Source organism: Actinoplanes sp. NPDC026623, from assembly GCF_040638275.1.
Taxonomy (GTDB): Bacteria; Actinomycetota; Actinomycetes; order Mycobacteriales; family Micromonosporaceae; genus Actinoplanes.
This window is the reverse complement of sequence record NZ_JBEZXZ010000243.1, coordinates 1-12,447: the sequence shown is the minus strand read 5'-3', so window position 1 is coordinate 12,447 and position 12,447 is coordinate 1. Positions and strand designations below refer to the sequence as shown.

Annotated in this window: 14 protein-coding genes and 1 pseudogene; 7 read left to right on the top strand and 8 right to left on the bottom strand. The window is 71.0% G+C overall.

Going from position 1 to position 12,447, the window contains the following annotated elements; translation table 11 throughout:
* Positions 1-62 precede the first annotated feature (62 nt).
* Positions 63-392: a putative quinol monooxygenase gene (locus tag AB0F10_RS40060; RefSeq protein WP_360638059.1), complete on the bottom strand. Its 330-nt coding sequence runs from the start codon at positions 390-392 to the stop codon at positions 63-65.
* A gap of 246 nt (positions 393-638) precedes the next feature.
* Here AB0F10_RS40060 and AB0F10_RS40055 point away from each other — a divergent pair, with 246 nt between their 5' ends.
* The 4 genes from AB0F10_RS40055 (at position 639) to ugpC (ending at position 4,916) form a co-directional block, all read left to right on the top strand.
* Positions 639-1,913 carry an ABC transporter substrate-binding protein gene (locus AB0F10_RS40055; RefSeq protein WP_360638056.1) on the top strand — a complete coding sequence of 425 codons (1,275 nt, stop codon included), beginning with the start codon at positions 639-641 and terminating at the stop codon, positions 1,911-1,913.
* 119 nt (positions 1,914-2,032) lie between these two features.
* On the top strand, positions 2,033-2,869 hold the full coding sequence (locus AB0F10_RS40050; protein WP_360638062.1) for a sugar ABC transporter permease: 837 nt from the start codon (positions 2,033-2,035) through the stop codon (positions 2,867-2,869).
* 2 nt (positions 2,870-2,871) lie between these two features.
* Positions 2,872-3,705: a carbohydrate ABC transporter permease gene (locus AB0F10_RS40045; RefSeq protein WP_360638053.1), complete on the top strand. Its 834-nt coding sequence runs from the start codon at positions 2,872-2,874 to the stop codon at positions 3,703-3,705.
* 35 nt (positions 3,706-3,740) lie between these two features.
* The gene (gene ugpC / locus AB0F10_RS40040) at positions 3,741-4,916 is read left to right on the top strand and encodes a sn-glycerol-3-phosphate ABC transporter ATP-binding protein UgpC (RefSeq protein WP_360638050.1); all 1,176 of its coding nucleotides are present in this window, start codon (positions 3,741-3,743) and stop codon (positions 4,914-4,916) included.
* 57 nt (positions 4,917-4,973) lie between these two features.
* Here ugpC and AB0F10_RS40035 read toward each other — a convergent pair whose 3' ends face one another.
* From AB0F10_RS40035 to AB0F10_RS40025, 3 genes are all read right to left on the bottom strand, one after another.
* Positions 4,974-6,017 carry a hypothetical protein gene (locus AB0F10_RS40035; RefSeq protein ID WP_360638047.1) on the bottom strand — a complete coding sequence of 348 codons (1,044 nt, stop codon included), beginning with the start codon at positions 6,015-6,017 and terminating at the stop codon, positions 4,974-4,976.
* Entirely contained in the window at positions 6,014-6,505 is a 492-nt protein-coding gene (locus AB0F10_RS40030; protein WP_360638044.1) for a SigE family RNA polymerase sigma factor, read from the bottom strand. Before AB0F10_RS40030 ends, AB0F10_RS40035 begins: the two co-directional genes overlap by 4 nt.
* A gap of 82 nt (positions 6,506-6,587) precedes the next feature.
* Positions 6,588-7,178: an SMI1/KNR4 family protein gene (locus AB0F10_RS40025; protein ID WP_360638041.1), complete on the bottom strand. Its 591-nt coding sequence runs from the start codon at positions 7,176-7,178 to the stop codon at positions 6,588-6,590.
* 211 nt (positions 7,179-7,389) lie between these two features.
* On the opposite strand from AB0F10_RS40025, the gene AB0F10_RS40020 reads away from it, so the two are divergent.
* Together AB0F10_RS40020 and smpB are read left to right on the top strand one after the other, a co-directional pair.
* Positions 7,390-8,226, top strand: a complete 837-nt coding sequence (locus tag AB0F10_RS40020) for an aminoglycoside phosphotransferase family protein (RefSeq protein ID WP_360638038.1) — start codon at positions 7,390-7,392, stop codon at positions 8,224-8,226.
* A 66-nt stretch (positions 8,227-8,292) separates the two neighbouring features.
* Positions 8,293-8,823, top strand: a complete 531-nt coding sequence (gene smpB / locus AB0F10_RS40015) for an SsrA-binding protein SmpB (protein WP_360638035.1) — start codon at positions 8,293-8,295, stop codon at positions 8,821-8,823.
* 126 nt (positions 8,824-8,949) lie between these two features.
* Here the strand turns inward: smpB and AB0F10_RS40010 are convergent, their stop codons facing one another.
* The 4 genes from AB0F10_RS40010 to AB0F10_RS39995 form a co-directional block, all read right to left on the bottom strand.
* The gene (locus AB0F10_RS40010; protein ID WP_360638032.1) at positions 8,950-9,264 is read right to left on the bottom strand and encodes a hypothetical protein; all 315 of its coding nucleotides are present in this window, start codon (positions 9,262-9,264) and stop codon (positions 8,950-8,952) included.
* A gap of 77 nt (positions 9,265-9,341) precedes the next feature.
* Positions 9,342-9,836 carry a hypothetical protein gene (locus AB0F10_RS40005; protein WP_360638029.1) on the bottom strand — a complete coding sequence of 165 codons (495 nt, stop codon included), beginning with the start codon at positions 9,834-9,836 and terminating at the stop codon, positions 9,342-9,344.
* A gap of 60 nt (positions 9,837-9,896) precedes the next feature.
* Positions 9,897-11,354, bottom strand: coding sequence for an FAD-dependent monooxygenase (locus tag AB0F10_RS40000; RefSeq protein WP_360638026.1), 1,458 nt, complete (start codon positions 11,352-11,354; stop codon positions 9,897-9,899).
* A 69-nt stretch (positions 11,355-11,423) separates the two neighbouring features.
* Positions 11,424-12,032: a TetR family transcriptional regulator gene (locus AB0F10_RS39995; protein WP_360638023.1), complete on the bottom strand. Its 609-nt coding sequence runs from the start codon at positions 12,030-12,032 to the stop codon at positions 11,424-11,426.
* Between the two features lie 123 nt (positions 12,033-12,155).
* Between AB0F10_RS39995 and AB0F10_RS39990 the strand changes: the two are divergent.
* Positions 12,156-12,447: pseudogene (locus AB0F10_RS39990) on the top strand (hypothetical protein); the annotation flags it as partial.

Here is a 12,447-nt window from a genome sequence, read left to right as displayed (position 1 = left end):
CTCGGCTCGGCGCTCTTCAAGCAGGCCCAGCAGGACCTGCCCGCCCACCTGGCCGCGGCGCGTCATTCGCCCGGCACCGCCATCTCGCCGAGCTCCGACCAGTCGTCCTGGTCGATCGCCTGACTGATGATCTTCGGCGTCGCGGCCAGGTGGGCGGGCAGGTCCTGCTGGGCCTGCTTGAAGTGCGCCGAGCCGACGTGTGCCGCGCCTGCCGCGCCGTCGCGGAACGCCTCCACCAGGACGTACTCGTGCGGGTTGTCGATGCTGCGGGACCAGTCGAACCACAGGCAGCCCGGCTCGGCGCGGGTCGCGGCCGTGAAGGCGTTCGCGATCTGCGGCCAGCGGTCGGCGTCCTCCGCCTTGATCAGGAACTTTGCGGTAATGAAGATCATTTTTGCGTCCTCTCGTGCGCCCGGCCGCGCCGGCCGGCGGCCACCCGGTCCATCTTGCCGAGCAACCCGCCGAGGCGCCGGGATGCCGGCTGCTAAATCGACACAGTGTGAGCGGACGCCCAGTCACCACCGCAATACCAGAATCAGGGCTCCAGCGGGTGCGCCGGTACCGGATGTCTGGCAATGTCGACGTCAGGGCTGTGAATTGGGCCACAACTGCCGGCAGTTCGCCCGAACGGAGGATCGATGATGATTCAACGACCGCCGGTGTTCCGGCGACCATCACGGCTGGCATCGGCGATCGGCGTCCTGGCGCTGCTGACCTCGGTCGCGGCCTGCTCCAGCGGCCCCGAGGGCACGGTGGTCAACCTCTACGGCGGGGCGAGCGGGGTCGGCTTCGACAAGATCCTGGCCGACTGCAATCAGCAGGCGGCCGGCCGCTACACCATCGTCGGCAACCTGTTGCCCAGCGACGCCGACGGCCAGCGCGATCAGTTCGTGCGCCGGCTCGCCGCCAAGGACGCCGGCATGGACCTGCTCGGCATGGACGTGACCTGGACCGCCGAGTTCGCCGAGGCCAAGTGGATCCGGGAACTGACCGGGGACCAGAAGGCCCAGGCGACGAAGGACACCCTCCAGCCGCCGATCGACACGGCCACCTGGAAGGGCAAGCTCTACGGCATCCCGCGCACGACCAACGTCCAGCTGCTGTGGTACCGGAAGTCGCTGGTGCCGACGCCGCCCAAGACGTTCGACGAGATGATCTCGATGGCCCAGCAGCTCAAGACACAGGGCAAGCCCTACGAGATCGGCCTCACCGCGGCCCAGTACGAGGGATACGTGGTGAACATCAACAACCTGATCACCGCGTACGGCGGGACGCTTGTCAACGAGGACAGCTCGAAGCCCACCATCGACGACAAGACCGTGCAGGCGCTGACCCTCATGCGCAGGCTCGCCACCTCCGGCGTCACCAGCCCGTCGCTGTCGAACGCGCAGGAGCCCGAGGTCTTCGCGGACCTGCAGGCCGGGCGCTCCGCCTTCTCGCTCAACTGGCCCTACGTGCTCAGCTCCATGCGCGAGGCGAACCCGGGGCTGGTCGACGATCTCGGCTACGCGCCGTACCCCTCGGTGGACGGCGGCGCGCCGAAGGTGACGCTCGGCGGGATGAACTACGCCATCAGCGCCTTCAGCAAGCATCCGGACGAGTCGTTCGAGGCCGCGATGTGCCTGCGCAACTCCAAGAACGCGCTCAGCGCCGCGCTCGACGCCGGTGACGTTCCGGCCCTGGCCACCGTCTTCGAGCTGCCGAAATTCAAGGAGGCGTACCCGATGGCCGAGGTCATGATGACCGAGCTGAAGGCCGCCGTGCCGCGGCCGGTCTCGCCGGTGTACCAGAACATCTCGACGCTCGTGTCGACCAGCCTCTCGCCCCCGCAGAAGATCGACCCGCAGGCGGCGGCCGACAAGCTGCGCGACTCCATCCAGGACGCCATCGACGGCAAGGGGATCGTGCCATGACCACCATCCCGACCGCGGCGGCCGCAGAGGCGGCCGAGGAACAGATCGACGACGGCACCACCGAGATCGCCCGCCGGCGATACACCGACGCCAAGAAGGCCGAACGCAAGCTCGGCCTGATGCTGGCCGGTCCCGCCGTGGTGATCATGCTCGCGGTGGCGGCCTATCCGATCCTGTACGCGTTCTGGCTCTCGCTGAACAAGGCCGACCTCCGCCGGCCGGACGCCAACCAGTTCATCTGGTTCGACAACTACATCACCGTTCTCTCCAGCCCCATCTGGTGGACCGCGTTCGGCGTCACCATGCTGATCACGATCGTCGGCGCGACCTTCGAGCTGGCACTGGGGATGCTGCTGGCGATCGTCATGCACCGCACGATCGTGGGGCGCGGGCTGGTGCGCACCTCGGCGCTGGTCCCGTACGCGATCGTGACAGTGGTCGCGGCGTTCTCCTGGCGCTTCGCCTGGACCCAGGGCATCGGCTGGCTCGCGGGCGGCGATTCGGCGCCGCTCACCGAGTTCTGGCCGTCGCTCGGGATCATCATCCTGGCCGAGGTCTGGAAGACGGTCCCGTTCATGGCCCTGCTCCTGATGGCCGGCCTGGCCCTGGTGCCCGAGGACCTGCTCAAGGCCGCCTCGATGGACGGCGCGAACGCGTGGAAGCGGTTCTGGATGGTGACCGTGCCGCTGATCAAGCCGGCCATCCTGGTGGCGCTGCTGTTCCGCACCCTTGACGCGTTCCGGGTGTTCGACAACATCTTCGTGCTCACCAGCGGGTCGAACAAGACCAGCTCGGTGTCGATGGTGGCCTACAGCAACCTGATCCGGGGGCTGAACCTCGGCATCGGGTCGGCGATGTCGGTGCTGATCTTCATCACCACCGGGATCATCGCCTTCCTGTTCATCAAGCTCTTCGGGGCGGCCGCGCCCGGATCCGACGCTGGAGGGAGGCGGTAGTCATGCAGCCTGAGACCACGAACCGCAAGCTGATGTGGTGGGGCGTCAACGCGATCGTCCTGCTCTACGCGTTCGTCCCGGTGGTGTGGATCCTGTCGCTGTCGGTGAAGAACGACGCGACGCTCAACGACGGAAAATACTTCCCCACCTCGCCGAGCGACGACAACTACTCGCTGATCTTCAACAACTCGGACTTCCTCCGGGCCCTGCTCAACTCGATCGGCATCTGCATCATCGCCACGGCGATCGCCATCGCGTTCGGCACGATGGCCGCGTACGCCATCGCCCGCCTCGACTTCCCGGGCAAGCGGACGATCGTGGCGACGGCGCTGCTCGTCTCGATGTTCCCGCAGATCGCCCTGGTCACGCCGCTATTCAAGATCGAGACGACGATCGGGCTGTTCGACACCTGGGCCGGCCTGATCATCCCGTACATCGCCTTCGCGCTGCCGCTGGCGATCTACACGCTGTCGGCGTTCTTCCGCGAGATCCCGTGGGACCTGGAGAAGGCGGCGAAGATGGACGGCGCGTCGCCGTACCAGGCGTTCCGGCAGGTCATCACCCCGCTGGCCATGCCCGGCATCTTCACCACGGCCATCCTGGTCTTCATCTCCTGCTGGAACGACTTCCTGTTCGCCCTCTCGCTCACCTCGACCTCGAACGCGCGCACCGTACCGGCCGCGATGAGCTACTTCACCGGCGCCACCACGTTCGAGAAGCCGACCGGACCGATCGCGGCCGCCGCCGTGGTCATCACCATCCCCATCGTGATCTTCGTGCTGGTGTTCCAGCGGCGGATCGTCGCGGGGCTGACCTCGGGCGCCGTCAAGGGCTGACCCCTACCATCCGCACCCATACCGGAGGAGCTGACATGGCCGAAATCGTTCTGGAACGTGTGGTCAAGCGTTATCCCGACGGCGCCCTGGCAGTGGACGACTTCAACCTCGAGATCGCCGACGGCGAGTTCATCATCCTGGTCGGCCCGTCCGGCTGCGGAAAGTCGACCACGCTGAACATGGTCGCCGGCCTGGAGGACATCACCGCCGGCAAGCTGATCATCGACGGCCAGGTGGTCAACGACAAGGCGCCGAAGGACCGCGACATCGCCATGGTGTTCCAGTCCTACGCGCTCTACCCGCACATGACGGTCGGCGAGAACATGGGCTTCCCGCTCCGGCTCGCCGGCCTGGACAAGGAGACGATCAAGAAGAAGGTCGCGCAGGCCGCGGAGATGCTGGAGCTGAGCCAGCACCTGGACCGCAAGCCCGCCAACCTGTCCGGCGGGCAGCGCCAGCGGGTCGCGATGGGCCGGGCCATCGTCCGGTCGCCGAAGGCGTTCCTCATGGACGAGCCGCTGTCGAACCTGGACGCCAAGCTGCGCGTCCAGATGCGCACCCAGATCGCCCGGATCCAGAAGAACCTCGCCACGACGACCCTCTACGTGACCCACGACCAGACCGAGGCGATGACCCTCGGCGACCGCGTGGTTGTCATGCGCGGCGGCGTCGTCCAACAGGTCGGCGCACCCGCCCACCTGTACGCCCACCCGGCCAACCTGTTCGTGGCCGGCTTCATCGGCAGCCCGTCGATGAACTTCTTCCCCGGCAGGCTCCGCGGGGACACCGTCGTGACCGCCCTCGGCGAGGCAAAACTGCCGGACCAGGTCCGCCAGGCCCTGGGCGGGGGCGCCGCCGGGGACCGCGAGGTCATCGTCGGGCTGCGCCCGGAACACTTCGAGGACGCCGCCCTGGTCGGCGACAAGCCGGGCGCGACGTTCGACGCCCCGGTCGACATCGTGGAGGCGATGGGTTCGGACGTCTACGCCTACTTCACGATCAAGGGCGAGGGTGCCCACTCCAAGGACCTCGACGACCTGGCCAAGGACACCGGCAACGACCTGCGCAGCGGAGGAGTCGACGTAACGGCCCGCCTGGACGCCGCGGCGAACGTCCAGCGCGGCCGGACGGCCCGGATCTGGTACGACACCTCGAAGATCCAGGTCTTCGACGTGGCGACCGGCAAGAACCTGGTCGCCCCCACCGGCTGACCAGCCGCCCCGTTCCCCGGACCGGCACGGCCATCGCGTCAAGGCAGAGGTCGAGCATCACACCTTGGGCACGACCGGTCCCCAGCCCTCCCGACCGGTGCAACTGCCGATCGTGGCCGCCCCGGCCAGCCGCTCGAGATCCGCGAAGCTGGTCGGGCCGGTGGCCTGGATGTTGATCCCGCATTCGCCGGCCGTGACCACAAGGGTGGCTCGCGGGGCCCCGTCGGGGGCGAGCGGAAACTCCTGGTACCACGCCTGGTGACCGGCGATGGTGTGCGTCGGCGGCGTCCCCCCGGTCCAGCGGGCGAGCCAGCTTGGCGACGTGGACTCCAGGCGCACCGAGATGCCGGTGTCCCCCGCGGACTTCTTGACGGGCGGAGACAGCAGGATGCTCTCGGTCCTTTTGTCGTTGCGGACCTCGACGGAGATCGGGACCAGCCCGTCCGGCACCCAGCCCAGCTGCAGCGGACCACTCGGCGGGGTGGGCCGGACGAACCGGATCGCCCGCGCGGTCGCGAGCAGGTCCGCCTTGCCGGACACGCTGCCGAGGGTCACCCCGAAGCCGTCCCGCGTCTCCCAGGTCAGGAGGTGCTCCGTGGTGGGCTTCGAGTACATCCAGCGCGGCGCCGGCCGGGCCAGGTACCACCCGTTCCGGTCACCCACGCGGACCCGCACCGACCCCTTGCTCGGTCCGCGCCCGAAGGTCCCGGGGTTGGCGACGTCCAGGTTGTACGTCATCCCGTCGTCCCGGACGGCCACCAGATTCTGGCCGACGGTGTCGAGGAAGTACGCCGAGACCGTCAGTCCCTTGCCCGCGGCGAAACCCACGGTCAGGTCCGATCCCCGGCGCGGGGCGGCCGGGACGGCTGGTGCCGACGGTGCCACCGGCGGGACCGGTGGCGCGGACTCGTGACCTACGGCGAACGGCACGACCAGGGCCGACACCAGGACCGCGGCGGCGGTACCGGCCGCGGCGGTCACCCGGCGCCGCCTGCGGATCCGGGCCGCTCCGGCACGGGCCTGTTCGACCAGTCCGCGCGCGTCCGGCGCCCGGCCGGCCTGTTCCTCCAGGGTCCGGCGCAGGTCATCAACGGTGTTCACAGCTGTGCCTCCTGGTGGCTCCGGACCGTCTCGGTGGTGATCTCCACGCGCAGGGTGGCCAGGGCGCGGCTGGCGTACGCGCGGACCGTCGACGCCCGGCAGCGCATCACGTCGGCGATCTCGTTGTCGGTCAGGCCCTCGTAGTAGCGGAGCACCAGCACCACCCGCTGCTGGCGAGGAAGCTCGGCCAGCAGGTTCCACAGGTCGTCCCCGGGTTCGGGCCGTGGCTCGGCGGCCCGCTCGTGGGCGCCGGTGAGCGGCACGGTGGCCACCCGCCGCCGGCGCCGCCAGGACAGGTACTCGTTGGTGAGCATGCGGCGCACGTACGCGTACGGCTCGTCCACCCGCTCGACGCGGTTCCACTTGACCAGGGCCCGGGTCAGTACCTCCTGGACGAGGTCCCGGGCCTGTTCCGGATCGTGGCTGAGCAGCGTGGCGTACCGCAGCAGGGCGGGTGACCGCGCCGCCGCGAACTCCTCGAAAAGCATCCGGCCTCCTGTGCGAAAAGGTCTCTGTCCCCTTGACGCGGGCACGACCGGATCCGCTGTGCGGCCGGGGCGGCGGCTCCGGTCAGGTGAAAGGCCGCAGCTGCGGCGGAACCCAGCCCGGTACGTCCCATTGCCCGTCCGCGGTCGAATACCGCAAGTGCCCCTGCTCGATGCCCTGTGCCCACCCGTTGACGACGTCGGCCCAGCTCGGCGCCAGCACCTCGAACACGGCGTCCGGCACCTCGGACCAGACGTGCACCGGCACGCTGCCGTCCGGGGCCGGTGCCCGGAGGTCGGCGAAGAGACAGGCGGCGTCGAACGTCACGACGGGCAGCCACCACGGTGCCCACTGGCCCTGCCAGTCCTCCGCGTCGTCGGGGAACTCGGCCGGGTTGTTCCAGGCCAGGCGCCGGGCGCGTTCCTCAAGGGCCTCCGGCAGCGACATCAGGTACCACGTGACCCCGACCGCGGCGCCCAGGCTGGACACCCCGTCGACCGCGCCGTTGTGCCACCCCCACCAGACGCGTAGGTCACCCGGCAGGCCGAAGCCCAGCTCGGCGGCGTAGGCATCCAGCTCCGCCTCACTCAGGCCGGGCGCGAGCGAGCCGGGCGTCGGCGCGCCCTGAGCCCGCCACGCCGCGGCGAGCCGGTCGAGATCTCGTCGGTGAAGCACGCCGTCATAGTGCCGTAGCCGTCAATGTCCACCGCACACCGTTGTTCCGCGCGTCGATGGGCGGCCCGCCGCCGACCTCACCATGACGGCACACCACACGCGTCCTGCCGGTGCGGGAAACCGATCGACAGGTGATCGGTCGTGAGCTCTCATGGTCAGGACCACTTTCGACGGGAGCGCCATGGTGATTGCCCGACCTCGTATCGACCGCGTGCTCGTCGAGCGGCTGATCGAGTCGCAGTTTCCGCGCTGGGCCGGGTTGCCGCTGCACCTGGCGGAGCCGGGCGGCTCCGACCACGTCATCCACCGGCTCGGCGAGGGACTCGCGGTCCGGTTGCCCCGGCACGCCGACGCCCTCGGTCAGGCCGAGAAGGAGAGTCGGTGGCTGCCGCGACTGGCCCCGCACCTGCCGCTGGCCATCCCGGTACCGGTCGCGGTGGGACGGCCGGGCTTCGGGTACCCGTGGTCCTGGGCGATCTCCCGGTGGCTTGACGGCGAGGTGGCGACCGCGGACGCCCTGGCGCAGTCGCGGGAGGCCGCCCTCGCTCTGGCCGGATTTCTCGGCGCACTTCAGCGGCTCCCGATCCATGATGCGCCGCGGGGCGACGGCCGGGACCTGGCCGACCGGGACGATGCGACGCGTGCCGCGATCGCGCGGGTTGCCGGGGTCTTCGACGCGGCGGCCTTGAGAGCGGTGTGGGAGGCGGCGCTGAGCGCACCGGGCTGGGACCGCCCGCCGGTCTGGTTCCACGGCGACTTGCACACCGGCAACATCCTGACCGTGAACGGCCGGGTCAGCGCCGTGATCGACTTCGGCGGGCTCGGTGCCGGGGATCCGGCGCGGGACATGACCATCGCCTTCACCCTGATGTCGCGCACCACGCGCGCCGCCTTCCGCGCCGCGCTCGGCGTGGACGACGCGATGTGGGCCCGGGGCCGTGGGTGGGCGCTCACCACCGGCCTGAACGCCTACTGCTCCTACGCCGCCACGGATGCGCGGGTGGCCGCACAGACCACCCGGCAGATCACCGAGACGCTCCTCGGCTGATGGGCGATCCCAGGCGCAGCGGCAGTCGTCGATCGGGCAGGAGGGTGCAACACCCGGCCGGCCGGTTTGCGAGGATGGACGGCAAGAGGCTCGGCTGACGACGAGGGGGCTGTCACGGCCAGGGAGACCGGACGCAAGGTCATCGCGTCGAACAAGAAGGCGCGGCACGACTACGCGATCCTGAAGACGTACGAGGCTGGCCTGGTGCTCGCCGGCACCGAGGTGAAGTCGCTGCGTGCGGGCTACGCGTCGATCGTGGACGCGTTCGCCCAGGAGCACGAGGGCGAGCTGATGCTCTACAACCTGCACATCGCGGAGTACGGCTTCGGCTCGTGGACCAATCACGCCCCGCGGCGGACCCGCAAACTGCTGCTGCACCGGGTGGAGATCGCCCGGATTCTCGACAAGCTGCGCGAGCCCGGCAACGCCCTGGTGCCGCTGTCGCTGTACTTCAACGACGGGTGGGCGAAGGTGGAGCTCGCCCTGGCGCGGGGCAAGAAGGAGTACGACAAGCGCCAGTCGCTCGCCGAGCGCGACGCCAACCGGGAGATCGCCCGGGCCATGGGCCGGCATCTGAAGGGTCGCACCCGGTCCTGACCTCGTCCTGTGGCGACGCCGCCGGGAAGGGCCGGCCGTGCAGTTCGACCGGCCCCGGCCGCGGCTGACGGCAGTACCGGCGAGCCGGCGGCCGGGAGGCCGCCATCACCCCCACGTGCTGCGGGGTCAGCCCTGGACGAGGTGCGTCGGGCACTGGAAATTTTCCGCGTGGTGCATGGTGCGCCAGTAGGTGACCACCACGGAATCCTGCAGGCAGCCCTCGTGGAAGCAGCGCACCCGCAGCTTGGTCCCGTCCGGCACGAAGTCCGTCTGGCCGGGATGCCGCCGGCACGTCGTCTCCGGCGTCAGGTCGTGCAGGAAGTTGCGCCACGAGCAGCCCTCGGCCTGGCACACCGCCAGCTTGCCGCGCGGGAACAGCGGGCGGTGCACGCCCGGGACGGGCAGGGGAAGAGTCATCAGGCCCATTACGAAGGACCGCATATCGGTCACCTCCCGGTCACGGGAACTCTCTGAACGCTACGCCGCCCCGGCGCCGCTCACAATCGGATCCGGGCAGCTCAGAACACGTCCTGATCCGGCAGCGGAAGCTCGGTGACCTCGGCCGCCGCGGCGGCCGCGGCCGAGTGGGCGGGCGCGGGGCGGTCCGGCTCGGTGCTGCGGGAGTAGCGGCCGCGCCGGCGGGTCACCGGGAGGGCGATCATGCGGATCGGGGCGGGCGGCTCGGTGAAGCGGCCCGGGCCCCAGCGGATCCAGACGGCCACCCGGCCCGCCTGCGCCTCGGCCGCCAGCTTGCTGATCGTGCGCTTGCGATCGGTGTGGTCGACCTCGACCACCACCGGGGGCGCGCCCGGCCGGGCCAGCGCGACGTCGAGCACCGAGTGCTGCTTGTCCATCGGCGGCGGCAGGGTGACGACGCTGGGTGCGCGGCGGTAGACCCGCCAGCCCTGCTCGTCGCCCCAGGCCGCCACCGCGTCGATGATCCGGGCGGTCACCTCGTCCTGCGTGAGGTCCGCGAAGGTCAGTCGCGCCAGCCGGGCCTCCAGGTCGTCCATTGCGGCAGATTAGCCGCACCCTGCGACATCCCCGCGCCCGGCACGCGCGGCGGGCCGGGCTTACGGCGCGCCGAACCAGGCGGTCAGCGCCGCCTCGAGCCCGTCGTCGTCGGTGCCCTCCCAGGCGACGTAGCAGTCCGGGCGCAGCAGCAGCGCGGTGCCGGCCCCCTCGGTACGGACGACGTCCACCCGGTCGGCCCAGGCACCGGCGTCGAGCCGGCCGGTGGGGTCGAGCAGCAGCGGCCGCCCGGTACGGGTCAGCTCGGTCAGGCCCGGCAGGTCCGGAGCCCAGCGGCCGACGTGCGGCCCGGTCGCGGCGCCCATGTCGTAGACGATGTCGGCGCCCGAGAGCAGGGCGGCGATCCGCGCCCGGGCGTGCGGCGATTCGAGCAGCTCGCCGAACAACTGCCGCAGCGCGGTGATGTCGCCGCCGGGGCCGACCAGCACGGACTGCGCGCGGGTGTGCATGTTGACCCGTTCGCCGACCGGCCGCCGCTCCGACTCGTACGTGTCCAGCAGCCCCTCCGGCGCCCGGCCGTGCACCTCGGCGGCCAGCTTCCAGCCGAGGTTGATCGCGTCCTGCAGGCCGAGGTTGAGCCCGGGGCCGCCGATCGCGGAGTGCACGTGCGCGGCGTCGCCGACCAGCAGCACCCGGCCGGCCCGGTAGCGGTCGGCCAGGCGGGTGTTGCCGCCCACCGTCCGGCGCACCAGGTGCGGCCCGGCGCCGGTGGGCGGGGCGATCGGCAGGTCGGCGCCGAGCACCCGGGCGGCGGCGGCGCGCAGCTCGCCCAGGGTCATCGCGTCGTCGTCGCCGGGCTGGTCCCGCTCCGCCACGCTGAGCAGCGGGGCCCGGCCCGGGAACGGCGCCCACACGATCAGGCCGCGCTCCGTGCGGGTGTGCTGGAACGGCGGCAGCGCGCCGAATCCGGGCACCAGCAGCGCGCCGTGCGGGTCGATCATGTCCGCCGGCAGGCTGACGTGCCCGGTGCGCGAGACGGTGTCGTCGGTGGTGACGCCCGGAAAGTCGATTCGTGCGAACTTGCGGACCCGGCTGCGCCCGCCGTCGGCTCCGACCAGATAGGACGCCTCGATCGGCTCCCGGCCGGCGATCTCGACCGTCACCGACTTCTCGTCCTGGGTGAGGCCGAGCACCTCGTGCCCGCGCCGGATCTCGACGCCGAGTTCGGCGGCGCGTTCGGCGAGCATCTCCTCGATCCGGCGTTGCGGCACCATCAGCCCGTACAGCGGGTTGTCCGGCAGGTCGTGCAGCGGCAGCGGGAACGCGCCGAACATGAACTGGGGTGTGGGCCGCGGCGGCCCGGGAGCGCCGGCGAGGCGTTCGTAGAGCCCGCGGCGGTCGAGCATGCGCACGACCTGACCGACCAGGCCGTTGGCCCGCTGTTCGGTGGTGGGCGTGGTCAGCTTCTCGAGGACCACCGGACGGACCCCGGCCAGGGCAAGCTCGCAGGCGAGCATGAGGCCGTTGGGCCCGCCGCCGGCGATGACGACATCGATCATGGTGAAACCCTCTTTCGGGTACGGGCGATCGGCCCGGCCGCGCCGGGCTGTCGATGGCTCCGGGGTTGTCTAGGGGGTCGGCAGCCCGGAGGTGATCCGGACGAGCGCCTCGGAGAGCAGGTCCCGCATGGACGCGGTGCCGTCGCCGCGCAGGAACTGGGCCTGCGCGACGTTGGTCGCGGCCGTCACGGCGGCGGCCACGAGGTGGGGATAGATGTCCTTCTCGAGGTCGGTGCCGGTGCGCTGTGCCACCGCGGCCGCGAACTCCGCCTCGGCCCGCGCCGCGGCGCGCAGCCACTCGCCCTGCAGGGCCGGCTCGGCGACCATGGCCCGCACGCCGACGACCCAGGCGCCGCGGTCGGCGATCGGATGGGCCAGCACCTCGGCGCCCGGCTCGACCTGGCTCAGCGCGACTTCGGTGATCGACTCCCAGAGCGGTTCGCCGTCGGGGCGCGCCCGCAGTTCGTCGGCGGCGCGGTGGAAGCGGTCGAGGTGGCGGGACACGATGGCCTCGGCCTTGCTGGAGAAGTAGTTGTTGAACGTGCGGGGTGAGACGCCGGCGGCGTCGGCGATGTCCTCCACCCTGACGTTGTCGAAACCGCGCTCGGCGGTCAGGCGGATCGCGGCCCAACTGAGCGCGCTGCGCGTCTCGGCCTTCTTGCGCTCACGGAGCCCCATGGACCCACCATAGCGATATTTGCGTGTGACGCAAGATTGCGTCCCACGCAAGTTTTGTGGTCTTTCCGATCCGCGGGGGGCCGCGCTGCGTACCGGTCGGTGGCACCGACATGGAGGTAGACCATGCACGGAATCCCCGGCGACCCGTCGCCACCGCCCGACTGGCCCGAGCCCGGCACCCCGCTGCCGGAGGAGGAGCCGACGATCGAGTTGCCGATCGTGACGGCGGAGATGCTGGCCGCGAACGCGTCCACCTCCACGACGAGGATGGCGGAGGCCGCCCTGTCCCTGGCGCTGACCAGGCCGGCGAGGCGGGTCCCGGCGCTGGCCCGGCGGGGCCGGACGGCTCCCGGGCCGGCGGCCCCGGACCCGGTCGCGGCCCCGGACCCGGTCCCGGCCCCGGTCGCGGACCCGC